This is a genomic window from Parasphingomonas zepuensis, from assembly GCF_036663735.1.
Lineage (GTDB): Bacteria > Pseudomonadota > Alphaproteobacteria > Sphingomonadales > Sphingomonadaceae > Sphingomonas.
Window position 1 is genome coordinate 1,140,608 of record NZ_JAXOJO010000001.1, and the last position, 19,272, is coordinate 1,159,879.

Here is a 19,272-nt window from a genome sequence, read left to right on the forward strand (position 1 = left end):
CGATCCCCACCGACTGGTTCTTCTACGCACTCGCCGTGCCCGCCGTGATCCTGCTCGGCCTGTCCAAGGGCGGGTTCGTCGGCATGGGCGCGCTGTCGCTGCCGATCCTCGCTTTGGCGATCTCCCCGGTGCGCGCGGCGGCGGTCCTGCTGCCGATCCTGATCGTGCAGGACGTGGTCGGCGTCTGGGCGTTCCGCAAACATTGGAACGGGCATGTGCTGGGCTGGATGCTGCCGGGATCGCTGATCGGCATCGCGCTGGGCTGGTTCTTCGCCGCGCAGGTCTCGGAGAGCGCCGTGCTCGGTGTGGTCGGGGCGATCTCGATCCTGTTCGGCGGCTACCGGCTATGGGTCGAGCGGCGCGGCGCGATCGGCGCTGCGGCGCAGTCGCCAGGCTGGGTGGGCACATTGTGCGGCATCGCCTCAGGCTTCACCAGCCAGATCGCCCATGCCGGGCAGCCCCCGTTCCAGATCTGGGTGATGCCGAAGCGACTCGAGCGTGACGTGCTGGTCGGCACCACCGCGATCTTCTTCGCCGTCACCAACTGGCTGAAGGTGCCGGCCTATTGGGCGCTCGGCCAGTTCAGCCGGGAGAATATGCTGGCGGCGGCGGTGCTGATGCCGGTGGCGATCCTGTCGACCGTGGCGGGCGTGCGGCTGGTGCAGCGCGTGTCGCCGGCCCGATTCTATACCGCCATCTACGTGCTGATGATGCTGGTCGGCGTAAAACTGGTCTGGGACGGCCTGGCCTGAACTATCCGGGAGAGGTCCTCCAAGATCTCAACGCGTCAGCGCACGCGGATAGTTGCGCTGGCCCAAGAACAGATCGATTTATGCGACACAGCCACGAGAAGGGGTGTTTTCGACGTTATTATCGAGCTGCGGACCCATCCAACACCATTAGAATCGCGGTTCGGCGCAAGCGGTGCGCAGCGACTGAACGACGCCCTGGCGGGACTGTCGAACGGAGGCGTCGTGTCTTCGATATTTATGCGACCCCTATCGGTATTACGCGCGGCGTTACTTTACGCCGCACCGACAGCATGCCCTGTTGTTCACTCAGTCAAAGAGCGAGGATACCGATGTTTCGTCGGCAATCCGCTTGATCGCCTCGGCGAGCAACGGCGCGATCGTCAGCAGGCGAATGCGCTTGGCATCTTTCACCACTTCGTGCTGGCCGATTGAATCAGTGATCACCAGTTCCTCGAGCACAGAGCCCTCGACCCGAGCCACCGCGCCGCCGGACAGCACGCCGTGGGTGACATAGGCGACGACACCCTCGGCGCCCGCCTCCATCAGCGCGGCGGCGGCGTTGCACAGGGTGCCGGCTGAATCGACGATATCGTCGATCAGGATGCAGAAGCGGCCCTCGACATCGCCGATGATGTTCATCACCTCGGATTCGCCGGCGCGCTCGCGGCGCTTGTCGACGATCGCGAGATCGGCATTGTCGAGCCGCTTGGCCAACGCACGAGCGCGGACCACGCCGCCCACGTCAGGCGAGACGACCATGATGTTGCGATCGCCGAAGCGCGTCAGGATATCGGCCGACATCACCGGCGCACCGTAGAGATTGTCGGTCGGGATATCGAAGAAGCCCTGGATCTGCCCGGCATGGAGATCGACCGAGAGCACGCGGTCGGCACCGGCGACGGTGATCAGATTGGCGACCAGCTTGGCCGAGATCGGGGTGCGCGGGCCGGGCTTCCGATCCTGCCGGGCATAGCCGAAATAGGGGATCACCGCGGTGATGCGCTTGGCCGAGGCACGACGCAGCGCATCGATGCAGATCAGCAATTCCATGAGATTGTCGTTGGCGGGATAGCCGGTCGACTGGAGCACGAACACGTCCTCGCCCCGGACATTCTCCTGAATCTCGACGAACACTTCTTCGTCGGCGAAGCGGCGCACGCTCGCGCTGGTCAGCGGGATTTCGAGATAATCGGAGATCGCGCGCGCCAGCGGCAGGTTGGAATTGCCGGTCAACAGTTTCATGTGCAGGTTCCCGCCGGCCGACGCGGCCGTTGCGGGGCTCTTAGCCAGCGATTCGGGCAGGCGAAAGACCCGAGACCAAGTGAACCGTCATATATCCATCACGGACCGGTCCTATCGTCACGGCAAGCGGGGGGCGCAGCCTGCGATCATGATGGCATCGAGGTTTGCAGAGCTATGCCGAAGGGCCCTGAATCGACCACGCCTGAATCCAGCACGCTGAACAAGATTTCCCTCCGCATCATCCCGTTCCTGGCGCTGCTGTATTTCGCCGCCTTCATCGATCGCTCAAACGTCAGCTTCGCAGCGGAGGGGATGAACCGCGACCTCGGCTTTTCCGCCTATGTCTATGGCCTGGGTGCCGGCATTTTCTTCATCGGCTATGTCCTGTTCGAGGTCCCCAGCAACCTCATCCTGCACAAGGTCGGCGCGCGACGCTGGATCGCCCGGATCGCGATCACCTGGGCGTTCGTCGCCATCGCGATGGTCTTCGTGAAGAGCCCGGCGAGCTTCTATCTTGTCCGGTTCCTGCTCGGCATGGCGGAAGCCGGATTCTTCCCGGGCGTCATCTATTATCTCACCCAATGGGTCCCCGCGTCGCAACGGGCGCGGCTGATCGGCCTGTTCATGACGGCCATCCCCATTTCCACCGCTCTGGGTGGACCGATTTCCAGCGCCATCCTCACCCTGGACGGCGTGCAGGGCCTGGCCGGATGGCAATGGCTGTTCCTGCTCGAGACGATCCCCTCGCTGGTGCTGGGCATCACCACGCTCTTCTACCTTCCGGACAAACCTGCGCAGGCGAGCTGGCTCACCCCCGCGGAAAAGGACTGGTTGACCGGCACGCTTGCGCGCGAAGCGTCCGGCCGGCAGGCCCGCTATGGCGCCGGGATGATGCGAATGCTGACGGATTCGCGCACGCTGATCCTGTGCCTCGCCTATTTCGGCGTCGAAATCGGGCTTTACGGGGTGATCATGTGGTTGCCGCAGATCTTCACTTCGGCCGGGGTGCCCGCCCCGCTGGTCGGATATGTCATTGCCGTCCCCTATGGGCTCGCCGCGATCGGCATGGTGCTGTGGTGCCGCCACTCCGATCGAGCGAACGAACGCGTGCTGCATATCGTAGCCGCATCCGCCGTCGGTTTCGTCGGCCTTGCCGCAAGTGCCTATCTGACCGCCGCGCCGATCCTGTCGGTGGTAGCCATCACCATTGACGCCATCGGCACGCTCGCCATCCTGCCGATCTTCTGGACCCTGCCGGCGGCCCGGCTGAACGGGACGGCCGCCGCGGGCGGCATTGCGCTGATCAACGCCGTCGGCAATATCGGCGGCTTCGCCGGACCGTTCGTGATCGGCTGGATCAAGGACGCCACGGGCAGCTTCACCTATGGGCTGCTGGTGGTCGCGGCCGGCGTGGCCCTGACCGGCATCGTCATCTGGCTGCTCGGCCATGATTCCGTCGCGGAACGCGGCGAGGCAGGGCCGATGGCGGCCACGGCATAACAGCATGGAAGTGGGAAACGACATGGACTTCGATGCCGGCGAGATCGCCTATGTTCCGACCACGGGCGTGCGCAGGATCCATGAGACGCCGCTGGTGATGGCCACCGACGAAAGCCTGAAAGGCTATGGCTGCCTGGTCGACGAGCCGGCGCAATTCCCGATCGAGATCGTGCGCTGGCCGGCCCAGGGATGGCGGCCGGTGGACGCCAATTCGGGCGACCAGGGCGGCGTGACCGAAGGCATTTTCGAATTCTGGTGGAAGGGTGAAACGCTCTATGCCCGGAACAACGCCGTCGGCGACAGCTATCTGTTCGGCTGGAGCACCTGGCCCGAAGAAGCCACCTCCCAGGGTTCGGGCGCGCCGCGCGAGCGGGCGCTCATCTGGCGCGCCAATTACCATCCCGATGGCGGGCAGCTCTTCTATCCGCTCAACGGCCAGAGCTTCGTGGTGCCGCTCGCTTTGCCGGGCGACGATGTCACGCCGGACAAGTTCACGACGTTCCGCTCCGACGGGCGCGGGCTCTATATTCATCCGGGCGTCTGGCATGGCGCCTTCGTGCCCATCGACGACCATGGCGAATTCCTCGATCGCCAGGGCCGGGTCCATGCCCGCGTGTCAGTCGATTTCGCCAAGGAATTCGGCTGCTACATCTCCTCGCCGCTGACCGCTCCGCGCTAGCGCGTTCATTTCACGGCGGCGTGCGCCGCCAGAAAGTCCAGGCGCGGTTTGCGCAGGCCGGTTTCGGCATGTTCGCCGTCGCGGTCGAAAACCAGCACATGGTCACCCTTGTCGATCGGCCAGGCCACGAGTCCCGGCCCGTTGGGATCGCCGCGCTTCGCGAAATTTGTCCAATAGCGGCCCATATCGGCGGCGATTCGCCGGTCGAACGGAACATAATCGGGAGTGGACCAGCGAAAACTGCCCAGGGTGCCGAACACGAACTGTACTTCCGCGGCATGGCCCGCGCCGGGCGTGGCGTTCCGATATCCCTCCGGCACATAGGTGAAGAAATAGCGGTAGACCGGCTGGCCCAGCCTTGTCTGGGCAGCGGCGAAGAAACGGGCCGGCTCGGTGAAGGCGTAGTCGGTGGCGATATTCGCCGCGATGACCTTCTTGTCGCTGGTCCTGTCCGGATCGAACAAGGTCATCATGCGCGGCCGGTCCGCTTCGGGAAACAGCGAGAAGACCGCCGCGTCGGGATGCTCCAGGAAGTTCGAGAACAGATCGGCTTCATAATCGTTCGAGCCGACCAGCCACGGCACGGGCGCCTGCCGGCCGTCGGCGAAGCTTCGATCGACATTTTCGCGCACCAGCACGCCGTCCACGATTGGTGCCGGATTGCCGTCGCTGCCGGTTGCGGCGGATTGCCCCGCCAGCACGGTCTCGACCGGCAGGGCGCGCAATGCCGCGAGATCGGCCGCACCCGCCGCCCTGGCAAACGCCTCGCCCTGCGCCTCGGCGACGGCGAGCGGTTTCGCCGCGATGCGGCCAAGCCCGGACTGGGTGATCGCCTTGGCAAACAGACCGCGTGCGTCCGGAGCAGCCATCAGCAGGTTGACTGACATCGCGCCGGCGGATTCGCCGAATATGGTCACGTTGGCCGGATCGCCGCCAAAGCCGGCGATATTGTCGTGCACCCATTTCAGCGCGGCAATCTGATCCATCAGACCGAAATTCCCGGTGGATGCAGATTCGCCTGTCAGCGCCGGGTGAGCGAACCAGCCCAGCCGCCCCAGGCGATAATTCGCGGTCACCACGATGACACCGTCACGCGCAAGCGCTGCGCCATCGAACATCGGATGAGCGGCATCGCCGCGCACGAAGGAGCCACCGTAAATCCACACCATGACCGGGAGCCGCGCCGTCCCGATGCGCGGCTTCCAGATGTTGAGGGTGAGACAATCCTCGCTCTGCACCGGATCAGGGCCATAACCGCCCTGCGCCGGATTATGCTGCGGGCAGGCCGGGCCGGGCGAACCTGCGTCGCGCACGCCGGGCCAAGGCATCATGGGCTGCGGGGCGCGCCAGCGGAGCGGACCGAGCGGCGGTTGCGCAAAGGGAATGGCCTTGAAGGCGACGATGCCGTCCTTCGCCACGCCCTGCAGACGACCCGCCTTGGTGGCGACGACCGCGTCTGCCGGTGCCGCCGCGGCGGGATCGGTCAGGCCTCCCGAAGCGCAGAGGAGCAGGACTGCCGTCGTCACCATTCGCCCGATCGTCATCGCCACCGTCATCCCCCTCGTGCCGCGCTGGCCATAGGCGGGATATGTGACGCTTTCTAACGGCATCGCAGCTCGGTTGTTGCGGCGTGGCGTCGGGGCTACAGGCGCTGGCATGACCGTTCTCACCCGTTTCGCCCCTTCGCCGACCGGCCGGCTGCATGTCGGCAATATCCGCACGGCGCTCCACAACTGGCTGTGGGCGCAAAAACAGGGCGGCCGGTTCGTGCTGCGCATCGACGATACCGATGCCGAGCGGAGCGAGGAGCGGTTCGTCGACGCGATCCGCGCCGACCTCGCCTGGCTTGGGCTGAATCCGGACGGCGAGGAGCGGCAATCGGCGCGGTTCGACCTGTACGAGACGCGCTTCGCAGCGTTGCGCGCGGCCGGCCATGTCTATCCCGCTTATGAAAGCGCGCAGGAGCTCGACCTGAAGCGCAAGATCGCCGCGGGGCGCGGGCTGCCGCCGGTGTACGATCGCGCGGCGCTGAAGCTGAGCGAGGCCGAACGTGCTGCGTTCGAAGCCGAGGGCGTGGCGCCGCATTGGCGCTTCAAGCTGGATCATGCGATTCCGATCGAATGGGACGATTTGATCCGCGGGCATCAGCGCTTCGACCCGGCGACGATGAGCGACCCGGTCATCCGGCGCGCCGACGGATCCTGGCTCTATATGCTGCCCTCGGCGATCGACGATGCCGAGATGGGCGTGACTCATGTCGTGCGCGGCGAGGACCATGTCTCCAACACGGCGCTGCAGCTGCAAATGTTCGCCGCGCTGGGCAGCGCGCCGCCGGCCTTTGCGCATGAGGCACTGCTGGTCGGGAGCGAAGGCAAATTGTCGAAGCGACTCGGGTCGGTCGGGGTCGACCAGTTCCGCGAGGCCGGGATCGAGCCCGAGGCAGTGAAGGCATTGCTGGCGCGGATCGGGACGAGCGACCCGGTCGAGCCACTGGTGCAGATCGAACGGCTGATCGAGACGTTCGATTTCGCGCGCTTCGGCCGTGCGCCGGCGCGGTTCGACGAGGCCGAGCTGGCCGCGGTCAATACCCGGATCGTGCACCAGCTCGATTTCGCCACCGTCACGGCCCGGCTTCCCGCCGGCATGGGCCATGCTGAATGGGATGCGGTGCGGCCGAACCTGGCAATTGTCGCCGAAGCGGCCGACTGGTGGCAGGTGATCGAGGGACCGATCGACGCGCCGGCCGATCCGGCGGACGCCGCCTTCCTGGCCGAGGCAGCAGCACTGGCCGGTACCATCGACTGGTCTGCCGACCCATGGCACGCGCTGACGGCGGCGCTGAAGGCGTCGAGCGGACGGAGCGGAAAGGCGCTGTTCCTGCCGCTGCGCCGCGCACTGACCGGGCTCGACCATGGCCCGGACATGAAGGCGCTGCTGCCGTTGATCGGGCGGGACCGCACGATCGCGCGCCTGACGGGCTGAGCGCCGGCGCACTACCGGGCGAACGATGTGGCGCAATAGCACCGTGCGCGAGGCGCTCGGATTCCCTCGGACGCTTCAACAGCAATAAGCGGATGGATTCGGGCGGCGCTGCACCACAATTGCCAGCCTTTCGCCGTCTCAAATGATATCTTGTATCTTTGTAGTGATGATGTAACATCGCTATCGAGATCGGGCGTCAGACTCGACCACCCACCAAGGAGTTTGATGGAGACAGGCGATGTACGCTGATCGACATGCAAGACGAATGAAGCTTGACCCGGGCAGCCTCGGACTCTCGGCGGCGATGGTCGGGGTGATGATGGCCGGGCTGATCTTTTCGACGCCCGATTTCGTAAAAGTGATCAAGGATAAGGGACTGGGGATCACGAACATCGAGGTGACGCCAATCCCGCCACCCGTCGAGATCAAGCCGCTGCCGAAGACAAAGACGGAGCCGAAGCCGATGGAGAATCCCTTCACGCCGGCCCGCGAAGTGGAGACCGCGCAGCCCTCCGAAAACACCGCTGCGACGACGACGGAATTTCCAACCACTCCCTCCACGGGAACCGGCACCCCCCTGGGTGGTGGTGAGATATTGACCAAGCCAGTGCCTGTCATCGTGGCTCCGGGGGTCAACCCGCGTTTCAACTATCAGCCCGACTATCCGGCCAATGAGCGCCGGCTGGGCCGCGAGGGACGGGTCGTCGTCCGCGTCCTGGTCGGCACTGACGGTCGCGTGAAGCAAGTCGAGAAGATCAGCGCCGCGAGCGATTCCTTCTTCGAAGCGACGCGCCGGCGCGCGCTGGAGAAATGGCGGCTGACGCCGGGCACAAAGGACGGCGTGCCGATCGAAGCATGGCGGCAAATGTCGGTCAGCTTCGTGATGAATGACGAATAAGCTTCTCCCCGGTCGTCCCGGACCTGGTTCGGGACGATTGGGGCGCTTTCTTCGTGGGACTGGCATCGGGCGGCGGCTGCGCCTATCTTCCTGCGCATGAGTTTCCTGCGCACCATTTCCCCCTTGCGGGCATATCGCGATCTTCGCCAGTTCCTGGGGCAGCGCAAGCCGTATGAGCTGGTCTTCTTCGTCCTGGCGATCACCGTCACCTGGACGATCATGCTCGCCATCGCGAGCAATTCGAAGGTCGAAAAAGTCTATCGCCCGAACATCATCTATGTCGAACAATGGTCGGCCAACCGCACCGATGCCGAGATCGTGGCCCAGCAGAAGATCGACGGCCCCAAGGAGAAGGCGGCCGCCGAGGCGTTCAAGCGCCAGCAGGAAGAGACCCAGGCCTCCTACAAGCGCCTCGACGACAAACTGAAGAAGTACGGGCTCTGAGCGACTCGCGCTGGATGGGCGCAGCGCTGGCATTGAGTGAGCGCGGGCGGGGGCTGACGGCGCCGAACCCCAATGTCGGATGCGTGATCGTCAACCACGGGCGAGTCGTCGGCCGCGGCTGGACTCAGCCCGGCGGGCGTCCCCACGCCGAGGCGATGGCGCTGGCCCAGGCCGGCGCCCAGTCGCGCGGCGCGACTTGCTATGTGACGCTCGAGCCCTGCGCGCATGTCTCGCCGCGCGGGCCGGCCTGTTCCGACCTGCTGATTGCGGCCGGCGTGGCGCGGGTGGTGATCGCGCTCGACGATCCCGACATGCGCACCGACGGCGAGGGAATCGAGCGATTGATCGCGGCAGGCATCGCCGTGGCGACGAACGTGCGCGCCGAAGAGGCGCGGCGCGCGATGGCGGGTTTCCTGACCCGCCAGACTCTGGGGCGGCCGCACGTCACGCTCAAGCTCGCTTTGTCGCTCGATGGCGCGGTGGCGCAGGCAGACGGGACGAGCAAATGGATCACCGGCGCCGAGGCACGAGCGCATGCGCATCTCGAACGCGCGCGGCATGAGGCGATCCTGGTCGGACGCGGGACGCTCAAGGCCGATGCGCCGACGCTCGACGTGCGCCTGGCCGGGCTGGAGGAGCGCAGCCCGCGCCGGATCCTGCTGTCGCGCGACCATCTCGCGCCCGATGGCTGGGAGCCGCTCGCCGATCCGGCCGACATCGCTGGCCTGGACGATGTCGATCATCTGCTCGTCGAGGGCGGCGCGGCGACCGCCGCAGCCTTTCTGCGGGCTGACCTGGTCGACCGCCTGCTGCTCTATCGCGCGCCCATTCTGGTTGGAAACGGCCGCACGCTGCCCGATATCGGCCTGAGCGACCTGGCCGCGGCGCATGGCCGCTGGGCGTTGCACGATTCGCGGCGGCTTGGCAGCGACCGAGTCGAGGTTTACGAGCGCGGCAATGGCAGTGCCGCGTCGGAAAATGCGGCAACCGGTTTTCCGCTCCAATGAGGCGGCCCCAATGAGGCGGCGAGGAAGGTCCTAGTGTTCACCGGCATCATCACTGACATCGGGACGATCGAGCGCGTCGAGGCGCTGGCCGATACGCGCGTGCGGATTTCGACCCGCTATGACCTGACGACGGTCGATCTGGGCGCCTCGATCGCCTGTTCGGGCGTGTGCCTGACGGTGGTCGACAAATCGGCTGCCGGGACGCCCGGCTGGTTCGCAGTGGATGTCTCGGGCGAAACCATCTCGCGCACCGCATCGGGGCAATGGTCCGAGGGGCGGCGTCTCAACCTGGAGCGCGCGCTGCGGCTCGGCGAGGAGCTGGGCGGCCATATCGTCACCGGCCATGTCGATGGAATCGGCACAGTGGAATCGGTGATCGAGGAAGGCGGATCGCACCGCGTGCGGATCACCGCCGGGCCCGAGATCGCCCCGTTCGTGGCGCCCAAGGGATCGATCACGCTCGACGGCGTCTCGCTGACCGTCAACGAAGTCGAAGACGGCCCCGGCGGCGTCACCATCGGGGTCAACATCATTCCGCATACCGCGTCCGTCACCACCTTCGGCAGCCTCGCGGCCGGCGATCCGATCAATATCGAGATCGACGTGCTCGCCCGCTACCTCCAACGTATGGAGCATTACCGTGCAAAAGCCTGAACTGGCCCGCCTGCGCCACGGCTTCCTCTCCTCGCCGGAGGAGATCATCGACGAAGCGCGTAACGGCCGGATGTTCATCCTGGTCGACGACGAGGATCGCGAGAATGAGGGCGACCTGGTCATCCCGGCGCAGATGGCGACGCCGGAGAAGATCAACTTCATGGCCAAGCACGGGCGCGGGCTGATCTGCCTCGCGCTGAGCAAGCGGCGGGTGGACGAGCTCGGGCTCGACCTGATGAGCCGCCACAACGGCACGCGGCACGAAACCGCCTTCACCGTCTCGATCGAGGCGCGCGACGGCGTGACCACCGGCATTTCCGCCGCCGACCGGGCGCGGACCATCGCGGTGGCGATCGATTCGTCCAAGGGCCGCGAGGAGATCGTGACCCCGGGCCATGTCTTCCCGCTGGTAGCGCGCGAAGGCGGCGTGCTGGTGCGCGCCGGACATACCGAGGCAGCGGTCGACGTGTCCCGGCTGGCCGGGCTCAACCCGTCGGGCGTGATCTGCGAGATCATGAACGAGGACGGGACCATGTCACGGCTCGACGATCTCGTCTCCTTCGCCCAGCTCCACAATCTCAAGATCGGCACGATCCGTGATCTGATCGCCTATCGCCGCCGCCACGACCATCTCGTCCAGAAGCGCGCCGAGATGGTGTTCCACAGCAAATGGGGTGGCGACTGGAAGGCAATGACCTTCTTCAACAAGGCGACCGGCGACGAGCAGATCGCGCTGGTGAAGGGCAAGATCGATCCCGCCACCCCGACCCTCGTCCGCATGCACAGCCTGTCGATGTTCGCTGACGCGTTCGGCGAGGAATCGGCGCGCGCCGGCCTGCTGTCCTGCTCGATGGAAGCGATCGCGGCCGAGGGCGCCGGAGTCATCGTCGTCATCAACCGCCCGATGAAGGATTCGCTGACTCGGATCATGACGTTGCGGGCCGAGGGCAAGACCTTCGGTACCCCCGAGGCAGCCGAGCTGCGCGATTACGGCGTCGGCGCGCAGATCCTCGCCGAGCTGGGCGTTCAGGACATGATCCTGCTCACCAATACGCACCATACGCTGATCGGGCTCGACGGGTACGGCCTGTCGATCGTCGGCGAGCGCGCGATTCCCGGCACCGGAGGCGAATGATGGCGAAGGTCCTGATCGTTGAAGCCCGCTTCTACGACCATCTGAACGATCTGCTGCTCGAGGGCGCACGCGCCGCGATCGAGGAAGCGGGGCATAGCCACGAGACGATCACCGTCCCGGGCGCGCTGGAGATTCCCGGCGCCGTCGCGCTGGCATCGGAGACCGACGGCTATGACGCGTTCGTCGCCCTTGGCGTGGTGATTCGCGGCGAGACCTATCATTTCGAGATCGTCGCGGGCGAAAGCGCACGCGGCCTGATGGCGCTGTCGATGGACGGCGTCGCGATCGGCAACGGCATCCTGACCGTCGAGAACGAAGCCCAGGCACTGGCCCGCGCCCGCCGCACCGAGAAGGACAAGGGTGGCGAGGCGGCCAAAGCGGCGCTGGCGATGCTGGCGCTGAAAGAGCGGTTCAGCTAGCTTTCGCGTCATGAGCCAGCCCCCGCCGCCGCGATACACCATCGTCGAGCAGGGACGTCGGCTAATCGTGACCGACAATTGGGCGCGCGATAAAGCGCGTCCCGCGCCCCCGGTTCTTCCGCCCCGCGCCGGGCGCGACCTGACTGGGCCCGCCAAAGGCATTGTCGCCAACCGGATCATTCGCACCGGCGACGAAGGCGGCGCGCTGCTCCGCAGACTCGCGCTGATCGCCTGCGCCGGCGCTGAAGATGCCGGCGGACGGCCGATCTTCCGCTCGGCATCGGCCTTCGACGCGAAGGGCCCGCGCGAATTCAGCCTTGGGCCGGCCGGCGTGCAGCGGCTGGGCGGGAGCGTGCTCGCCGTGCTCGGCCTCCTTGGCCTGATCGCCTTGCTGGCTGTCTCGATCGGATTCGAGATTTTCTTCGTCCTGTTTGTCCTGCTCATAATCGTCGGCAAGAACATCGGAACGCTTGCCACGCGCTGGATCGACTGGATCGAGAAGGCTTCCGTTGATTGACCAGCGGCGCGGCTTACTTATACTTGTGTAAGTAAGGAGACCGGCATGGCGCTCGCTCATAGTTTCAAGGCAAACCCGCACTGGCTGCCCAGGCAGAAGAAGCGCGCGGTGGCGGCGATTCCGGGCGAAGACGGCCTGCCCTTCATCGGCAACACGCTACGCATGCTGCGCGACCCGATGGCTTTCGGGCACCATATGGTTTCCAGCTATGGCCGGGTGTTCCGCAACCATGCCTTTGGCGGGCCGACCGTCAGCCTGATGGGACCGGAGGCGAACGAGCTGGTGCTGTTCGACCGGGACAAGCTCTTCTCTTCGGAGCAGGGCTGGGGGCCGATGCTCAACCTGCTGTTCCCGCGCGGGCTGATGCTGATGGATTTCGAGAAGCACCGCGCCGATCGCAAGGTGATGGCGGTCGCGTTCAAGCCCGAGCCGATGCGCCATTATGCCGAAGCGCTGAACGCGGGCATTGCCCACACCGTGGCCGGCTGGGGCGGCAAGCCGATGCGCTTCTACGACGCGATCAAGGCGCTGACGCTCGATCTCGCGGCCGACAGTTTCCTCGGCATGCCGCTCGGCCCCGAGGCCGACCGGATCAACCAGGCATTCGTCGATGAAGTCCAGGCATCCGTGGCGCCGATCCGCATCCCGCTGCCCGGCACGCCGATGCGCAAGGGCGTGAAGGCGCGGGCTTATCTGATCGACCTGTTCAAGCGCGAGATCCCGAAACGGCGCTCGGGAGAGGGCCAGGATTTCTTCTCGCAATTCTGCCGGGCGACCGACGAGGCGGGGCAGCCGCTGCCCGACGACGCGATCGCCGACCATATGAATTTCCTGATGATGGCGGCGCACGACACCATCACCTCCTCGGCAACCAGCCTCGTCATGCTGCTCGGGCGCAATCCGGAATGGCAGGACCGGTTGCGCGAGGAAATTGCCGGGCTGGGACTGAACGATGCCGAAGGGCTGCCCTATGGCCAGCTCGACCGGCTGGTGCTGACCGACTACGCCTTCAAGGAGGCGCTGCGCATGATCCCGCCGGTGCCGTCGCTGCCGCGGCGCGCGCTGCGTGCCTTCGAGTTCGGCGGCCATCACATTCCGGCGGGCACGATGATCGGGGTCAGCGTCGGCTATACGCACGGCATGGCCGAGCATTGGCCCGCGCCGGAGAAATTCGATCCGCTACGCTTCACGCCCGAGGCAAGCAAAGGCCGGCACAAATATGCCTGGGTGCCGTTCGGTGGCGGCGCGCATATGTGCCTCGGCTTGCATTTCGCGACGATGCAGATCCGCATCCTGATGGCGCAGCTGCTCAGCCGCTACCGCATCGAGCTGGACGAAGGCGCCGGCGCGGAATGGCAGGCATGGCCCATTCCGCGACCGAAGGACGGGTTGCCAGTGCGGTTCGTGCCTTTGGGGTGATCTTACACGCTACCGTTCGCCCTGAGCCCGTCGAACGCCGTCCTTCCTCTCGACCGTCGAAAGGAGAACGGTGCTTCGACGGGCTCAGCACGAACGGAGAACTTATTCCGCCGCGACGCGCTCCAGCGTCGGATAGTCGGTGTAACCCTCGGCCCCCTGGCTGTACCAGGTCGCCATATCGTCCGGGTTGAGCGGCGCGCCCTTTTGCAGGCGGACCGGCAGATCGGGATTGGCGAGGAAGGTGCGGCCGAAGCTCACCGCATCGGCCACGCCCGAATCGAGCGCCGCCTGAGCCGAATCGCCGAGGAAATCGGAATTGAGTACCAGCGGGCCAGAAAAGGCCTGGCGAATCTCGGGCGAGAGCCTGGGCTGTTCCGAACGGCCGAACGTGCCGTTGGGTCCGGGCTCGCGCAGCTCGAGAAAGGCGATGCCGATCTCCGACAGCGCCTTCGCGGCGGGAATGAACACGGCCTCCGGATTGCTGTCCTTAACGCCTTGGCTATTGCCGTTGGGCGACAGGCGCACGCCGGTGCGGTCTGCACCGATCACGCCGGCGACCCGCTCGGTCACTTCGCGTAGCAGGCGGACTCGGTTCTCCGGCGCACCGCCATAGGCGTCCGTGCGGAAGTTCGCATTGTCGCGGAGGAACTGGTCGATCAGATAGCCGTTCGCGGCATGGATCTGCACGCCATCGAAACCGGCAGCGACCGCGTTGCGGGTGGCGCGTTCATAATCGTCGAGCAGGCCGGGGATTTCCTCGAGCCCGAGCGGCCGCGCTTCCTCATAATCCTGCTTGCCGTCATAAGTGTGCGCCTGGCCCGGCGCGGTGGTGGCCGAGGCGGAGACCGGCTGGTCACCGCCGAGGCTCGAATGGACGATCCGGCCCATATGCCAGAGCTGGACGACGATCCGTCCGCCGGCTGCATGCACTGCCGCCACGACCGGCTTCCATGCCTCGGTCTGTTCGTCGGTCCACAGGCCCGGCGCGAAGGGCCAGCCCAGGCCCTGGCGCGAGATGCCCGTCGCCTCGGTGATGATCAGGCCCGCGCCGGCGCGCTGCGCATAATATTCGCCCATCAACGGCAACGGCACATGCTCCCGCGTCGCGCGGCCGCGGGTGAGCGGCGCCATCAGAACGCGATTGGGCGCCTGGATCGCGCCAAGCCGGATGGGATCGAAGAGAGTCGGCATGGCGGTTCCTTTTGCTACCTGACGGCGCGGAGATAGAGCGTTAAGGGGCCGCATGAATCAAGCCGGGGATCCAGGAAAAACTGTCGTGCAAGCAAAGGCGCCCCATCATCGGCTGGCCTTTGCGGCGCTGATCGTCGCGAATGTGATGCTTGCCTTCGGATCCTGGTTCGTCCGGATGGCGGATACCGGACCGGTCGCCTCGGCCTTCTGGCGGATCGCGCTGGCGACGCCGATCCTGCTCGCCGCCGCCCTGGCCGGCGGCTGGCGGCCGACCCGGCTCGGCCGCGGCCTCTGGCTGCTGTTCGCGTTGGCCGGCCTCTGCTTCGCGGCGGATCTCGGCAGCTGGCATATCGGCATCCTCAAGACCACGCTCGCCAACGCCACGCTGTTCGGCAATTCGGCGACCCTGTTCTTCCCGATCTACGGCTTTCTCGCGTTGCGCGCCTGGCCCTCGCGCACCCAGGGCATCGCGCTGGCTCTTGCGGCGATCGGCGCCGGCCTGCTGATGGGCCGCTCCTACCAACTCGATCCGCGCAACCTGGTCGGCGACTTGCTGTGCCTGCTCGCCGGGCTGCTTTACACTTTCTACTTCATCATCATGCTGCGCCTGCGCGAGACGCTGGCGCCACTGCCGGCGCTTGGGCTGGCGACGGGCGCAAGCATCCTGCCGCTGCTCGCGCTGGCGCTGCTGATGGGCGAGCGGATCTGGCCGCACGACTGGACCCCGATCATCGCGCTGGTGCTGGTCAGCCAGGTGTTCGGCCAGACCTTGCTGATCTACGCGCTCGGCCAGCTTTCGCCATTGGTGGTAGGCATCGCCCTGCTCGTTCAGCCGGTGGTCGCCGGGTCGGTCGGATGGATCGTCTATGGCGAGCGGCTCGGCCTGCCCGACATGGCGGGCGCTTTGCTGGTGGCGGTCGCGCTGGTGCTGGTGCGCGACAAGCCCGCGCCGCTTGCGCCGGCGGTGGCCGAGGCTAGATAGGACGAGAGGAGACTTCCGATGGCTGCCCTGCTCCAGGATCCGACGCTCGACGAGATTCGCGATGCCCTGGCACCCCTGATCGCCGCCAATGCCGCGTTCGACGGTTGGGGGGAGGCCGCGCGTGATGCCGCGGCCGACGCCGCCGGCGTCGACCGCGACGTGGCGCTGGTCGCCTTTCCCGGCGGGGCGGTCGACATGATCGATGCCTGGTTCGCCCAGGTCGATACCGCGATGGCGACGGCCCTGCCGCCCGAACGGCTCGCGACGATGAAGATCCGCGACAAGATCACTGCGCTGGTCGAGGCGCGGCTGAACGAAGTCGCGCCCCACCGCGAGGCGTTACGCCGTGCGCTGGCGATTCTGGCCATGCCGCAGAACATCGTGCGCGGCGCCAGGCTGGGCTGGCGCGCCGCCGACCTGATGTGGCGCGCCGCCGGCGACACGGCGACGGACTATAACCATTATACCAAGCGAACCATCCTGGCGGGCGTCTATGCCGCGACGATCACTGTTTTCCTCGACGACGAGAGCGCCGGCTGGGCCGATACGCGCGCCTTCCTCGCGCGCCGGATCGACGGGATCCTGCGCTTCGAAAAGGCCAAGGCCGGATTCGTGGCGCGCACCGAGCACCGACCGAGCCTGTCGCGCTTCATCGGCCGGTTGCGCTATCCGGTGGTGTGACCAAAGGGCACGAAAGTTGGCGACGGTTATTGATAATCAATCGCAACGGTTCTATGCCGTGATCGTGCCACCATTGCTCAGCCTCGAATCGCTTCCGCACCGGCAACGGGCGACTGTCGCCGAAATCGCCTGGACATCGCTGAGCGTGCCCGAGGCACGTCGCCTGCGCGAGCTTGGCTTCGACGAGGGCGTCGGCGTCGAAGTGCTGCACCGCGCGACGCTGGGCAAGGGCCCGATCGCCTGCCGGATCGGCCGCATGACCGTCGCGATCCGCCGTGCTGTGGCGGGCGCGATCCATGTTTCTCCCGTCGCCGGCTAGATTGGTCCATCGATGAATGCCGCGCCATTGGTGGCGCTGGTCGGCAATCCCAACGCCGGCAAGAGCGCCCTGTTCAATGCCCTGACCGGCGCGCGCCAGAAGGTCGGCAATTATCCCGGCGTCACCGTCGAACGCCATTCGGGCCGCCTTGCGCTACCCGATGGCCGCCCGGTCGAGCTGGTCGACCTGCCCGGTGCCTATAGCCTCGAACCCTCCAGCCCCGACGAGCGCGTGACGCGCGATGTGGTGACCGGCACGCAGGACGGCGAGCGGTTGCCCGATGCGCTGGTCGTCGTGGTCGACGCCGCCAATCTCGACAATCATCTTCGTTTCACGCTGCAGCTGATTGCGCTGGGCCTGCCGGTGGTGGTCGCGCTCAACATGTTCGATCTGGCCGAGCGCGACGGCCTGATCCTCGATCCCGAACGGCTGTCGCGCGATCTCGGCGTGCCTGTCGTCCCGACCGTCGCGGTCCGGCGGCGCGGGCTCGACGATCTGAAGGCGCGGCTCGGCGACGTCCTCGCTTATGGGGGCGTCAAGCAATTGCGGCCGAGCGACGGCAGCGTGCAGGACGATATCGCGACCCTGCAGCGCCGCGCGCGCGCAATCGCGGTCGCGGCCACCGTTTCCGAAACGCCGACGCGCCGCTGGAGTCATATGCTCGATGCGGTCGCGCTGCATCCGATCGCCGGGCCGATCCTGCTGTTCGCCCTGCTCTTCGTGATGTTCCAGGCCGTGTTCGCCTGGTCCGAAGCGCCGATCGGCTGGATCGAAGCGGGCATTGCCTGGCTCTCCACGGCGGTTGGCGGCGCGTTGCCCGACGGCTTCATCCGATCGCTGTTCGTCGACGGCCTGATCGCCGGCGTCGGCGCGGTGGTGGTGTTCCTGCCCCAGATCCTGATCCTGTTCACCTTCATCCTGGTGCTCGAGGCGTCGGGTTACATGGTGCGCGCCGCGTTCCTGATGGACCGCGTGATGGCGCAGGTCGGCCTTTCCGGCCGCGCCTTCATTCCCCTGCTGTCGAGCTTCGCCTGCGCCGTGCCCGGCATCATGGCGACGCGCACGATCGACGACGAGAAAGATCGGCTGACCACGATCCTGATCGCACCGCTGATGACCTGCTCGGCGCGGCTGCCGGTCTATACGCTGGTGATCGGGGCACTGATTCCCAACACGAAGGTGCTGCCGCTGATCGGTATGCAGGGGCTGGTGATGTTCGGCCTATATGTGCTCGGCATCGTCGGCGCATTCGTCGCGGCGCTCGTGCTGCGCCGGACGGTGACCAAGGGCGCATCGTCCGGGTTCATGATGGAGATGCCGAAATATCAGTGGCCGCGGCTCGGCGACGTGCTGATCGGGCTATGGTCCCGCGCGCTGATCTTCCTGAAACGTGCCGGCACGACCATTGCGGTGACGGTGATGCTGCTCTGGGTGCTGGCGAGCTACCCGGTCGCGCCTGCCGGGCAGAAGCAGAGCGAATATTCGATCGCTGGGCGCATCGCCTCCGGCATCGAGGTGGTGGTGAAGCCGATTGGGTTCAATCACGACATCGCCCTGGCCCTGCTGCCGGCGATGGCGGCGCGCGAAGCGGCGGTGGGCGCGATCGCCACCGTCTATGCGATCGACAATCCCGACCAGGTAGCTGGAGAAACCAAGCTGGCCGATCGCCTGCGCGGTCGCTGGACCCTGCCGACCGCGCTTGCCTTCCTGATGTGGTTCGTGTTCGCGCCGCAGTGCATTTCCACCATAGCCGTCACCCGCCGCGAGACGAATGGCTGGAAATGGCCAGCTTTCATGGTGGGGTACCTGTTCGTGCTGGCATACGTCGCGGCGGGCGCTACATACTGGGCCGCTATCGGACTCGGTTTGTAGGAAGAAACATATGGCGGGCAGCGTCAACAAGGTCATTCTCGTCGGCAATCTGGGGCGCGACCCCGAAAGCCGCTCGTTCCAGAACGGCGGCAAGGTGGTGAACCTGCGCATCGCCACGTCCGACACCTGGAAGGACAAGAACACCGGCGAGCGCAAGGAAAAGACCGAATGGCATTCGGTCGCGATTTTCAACGAAGGCCTGGCGAACGTCGCCGAGCGCTATCTGCGCAAGGGATCCAAGGTCTATATCGAAGGCGCGCTCCAGACCCGGAAGTGGCAGGACGCCCAGGGCCAGGACAAATATTCGACCGAGATCGTGCTGCAGGGCTTCAACTCCGTGTTGACGATGCTCGACGGCGCCCCGGGCGGCGGTGGCGGATCGGGCGGCGGCGGCTTTGGTGGCGGTGCCGGCCAGCGTGACGATTTCGGCGGCAGCGACGATTTCGGCGGCGGCTCCCCGGGCGGCTATGGCGGCGGTGCGAGCCGTGGCGGCGGTGCACCTGCAAGCCGCGGGAGCAGCAGCTTTGCGGACGATCTCGACGACGACGTGCCCTTCTGATCGTTTCGCGCGTTCATCGG

Annotated in this window: 20 protein-coding genes; 17 read left to right on the forward strand and 3 right to left on the reverse strand. The window is 66.2% G+C overall.

Features of this window, described 5'->3' with window-relative positions:
* The first annotated feature begins 2 nt into the window (after positions 1-2).
* Entirely contained in the window at positions 3-752 is a 750-nt protein-coding gene (locus U1769_RS05435; protein ID WP_332713687.1) for a sulfite exporter TauE/SafE family protein, read from the forward strand.
* A 306-nt stretch (positions 753-1,058) separates the two neighbouring features.
* On the opposite strand, the gene U1769_RS05440 is transcribed toward U1769_RS05435, so the two are convergent.
* Entirely contained in the window at positions 1,059-1,994 is a 936-nt protein-coding gene (locus U1769_RS05440; RefSeq protein ID WP_332713014.1) for a ribose-phosphate pyrophosphokinase, read from the reverse strand.
* A 174-nt stretch (positions 1,995-2,168) separates the two neighbouring features.
* Here U1769_RS05440 and U1769_RS05445 point away from each other — a divergent pair, with 174 nt between their 5' ends.
* Both U1769_RS05445 and U1769_RS05450 read left to right on the forward strand, forming a co-directional pair.
* Positions 2,169-3,494 (forward strand): MFS transporter, encoded by a 1,326-nt coding sequence (locus tag U1769_RS05445; protein WP_332713017.1) that lies wholly within the window; start codon positions 2,169-2,171, stop codon positions 3,492-3,494.
* 22 nt (positions 3,495-3,516) lie between these two features.
* Positions 3,517-4,173: an ureidoglycolate lyase gene (locus tag U1769_RS05450; RefSeq protein WP_332713020.1), complete on the forward strand. Its 657-nt coding sequence runs from the start codon at positions 3,517-3,519 to the stop codon at positions 4,171-4,173.
* A 5-nt stretch (positions 4,174-4,178) separates the two neighbouring features.
* Here U1769_RS05450 and U1769_RS05455 read toward each other — a convergent pair whose 3' ends face one another.
* Positions 4,179-5,783: a carboxylesterase/lipase family protein gene (locus U1769_RS05455; RefSeq protein ID WP_332713023.1), complete on the reverse strand. Its 1,605-nt coding sequence runs from the start codon at positions 5,781-5,783 to the stop codon at positions 4,179-4,181.
* A 46-nt stretch (positions 5,784-5,829) separates the two neighbouring features.
* On the opposite strand from U1769_RS05455, the gene gltX reads away from it, so the two are divergent.
* From gltX to U1769_RS05500, 9 genes are all read left to right on the forward strand, one after another.
* Positions 5,830-7,155: a glutamate--tRNA ligase gene (gene gltX / locus U1769_RS05460; RefSeq protein WP_332713026.1), complete on the forward strand. Its 1,326-nt coding sequence runs from the start codon at positions 5,830-5,832 to the stop codon at positions 7,153-7,155.
* Between the two features lie 265 nt (positions 7,156-7,420).
* Entirely contained in the window at positions 7,421-8,053 is a 633-nt protein-coding gene (locus U1769_RS05465) for a TonB family protein (RefSeq protein ID WP_332713029.1), read from the forward strand.
* A 96-nt stretch (positions 8,054-8,149) separates the two neighbouring features.
* Entirely contained in the window at positions 8,150-8,497 is a 348-nt protein-coding gene (locus U1769_RS05470; protein WP_332713032.1) for a hypothetical protein, read from the forward strand.
* A gap of 14 nt (positions 8,498-8,511) precedes the next feature.
* Positions 8,512-9,504 carry a bifunctional diaminohydroxyphosphoribosylaminopyrimidine deaminase/5-amino-6-(5-phosphoribosylamino)uracil reductase RibD gene (gene ribD, locus U1769_RS05475; RefSeq protein ID WP_332713034.1) on the forward strand — a complete coding sequence of 331 codons (993 nt, stop codon included), beginning with the start codon at positions 8,512-8,514 and terminating at the stop codon, positions 9,502-9,504.
* Between the two features lie 33 nt (positions 9,505-9,537).
* Positions 9,538-10,158 (forward strand): riboflavin synthase, encoded by a 621-nt coding sequence (locus U1769_RS05480; protein ID WP_332713037.1) that lies wholly within the window; start codon positions 9,538-9,540, stop codon positions 10,156-10,158.
* Positions 10,145-11,293 carry a 3,4-dihydroxy-2-butanone-4-phosphate synthase gene (ribB, locus tag U1769_RS05485; protein ID WP_332713040.1) on the forward strand — a complete coding sequence of 383 codons (1,149 nt, stop codon included), beginning with the start codon at positions 10,145-10,147 and terminating at the stop codon, positions 11,291-11,293. The genes U1769_RS05480 and ribB overlap by 14 nt, the downstream gene beginning before the upstream one ends.
* Positions 11,293-11,712 (forward strand): 6,7-dimethyl-8-ribityllumazine synthase, encoded by a 420-nt coding sequence (ribH, locus tag U1769_RS05490; protein ID WP_332713043.1) that lies wholly within the window; start codon positions 11,293-11,295, stop codon positions 11,710-11,712. Before ribB ends, ribH begins: the two co-directional genes overlap by 1 nt.
* 10 nt (positions 11,713-11,722) lie before the next feature.
* A complete protein-coding gene (locus U1769_RS05495) occupies positions 11,723-12,229 on the forward strand; it encodes a hypothetical protein (protein WP_332713046.1) in 507 nt (168 codons plus the stop codon).
* A gap of 45 nt (positions 12,230-12,274) precedes the next feature.
* Positions 12,275-13,648, forward strand: a complete 1,374-nt coding sequence (locus U1769_RS05500; protein WP_332713049.1) for a cytochrome P450 — start codon at positions 12,275-12,277, stop codon at positions 13,646-13,648.
* A gap of 102 nt (positions 13,649-13,750) precedes the next feature.
* Here U1769_RS05500 and U1769_RS05505 read toward each other — a convergent pair whose 3' ends face one another.
* Positions 13,751-14,839, reverse strand: a complete 1,089-nt coding sequence (locus tag U1769_RS05505) for an alkene reductase (RefSeq protein WP_332713051.1) — start codon at positions 14,837-14,839, stop codon at positions 13,751-13,753.
* A 145-nt stretch (positions 14,840-14,984) separates the two neighbouring features.
* Here U1769_RS05505 and U1769_RS05510 point away from each other — a divergent pair, with 145 nt between their 5' ends.
* The 5 genes from U1769_RS05510 to ssb are packed head-to-tail and all read left to right on the forward strand — an operon-like array spanning position 14,985 to position 19,252.
* The gene (locus U1769_RS05510; protein ID WP_332713689.1) at positions 14,985-15,821 is read left to right on the forward strand and encodes a DMT family transporter; all 837 of its coding nucleotides are present in this window, start codon (positions 14,985-14,987) and stop codon (positions 15,819-15,821) included.
* An 18-nt stretch (positions 15,822-15,839) separates the two neighbouring features.
* Positions 15,840-16,502, forward strand: coding sequence for a COQ9 family protein (locus U1769_RS05515; RefSeq protein ID WP_332713054.1), 663 nt, complete (start codon positions 15,840-15,842; stop codon positions 16,500-16,502).
* A 16-nt stretch (positions 16,503-16,518) separates the two neighbouring features.
* Entirely contained in the window at positions 16,519-16,821 is a 303-nt protein-coding gene (locus U1769_RS05520; protein ID WP_443030174.1) for a FeoA family protein, read from the forward strand.
* Between the two features lie 12 nt (positions 16,822-16,833).
* On the forward strand, positions 16,834-18,693 hold the full coding sequence (feoB, locus tag U1769_RS05525) for a ferrous iron transporter B (RefSeq protein WP_332713057.1): 1,860 nt from the start codon (positions 16,834-16,836) through the stop codon (positions 18,691-18,693).
* A 10-nt stretch (positions 18,694-18,703) separates the two neighbouring features.
* Complete coding sequence (ssb, locus tag U1769_RS05530; RefSeq protein WP_332713060.1) at positions 18,704-19,252, forward strand: single-stranded DNA-binding protein; 549 nt, start codon at positions 18,704-18,706, stop codon at positions 19,250-19,252.
* The last annotated feature ends 20 nt before the right edge of the window (positions 19,253-19,272 follow it).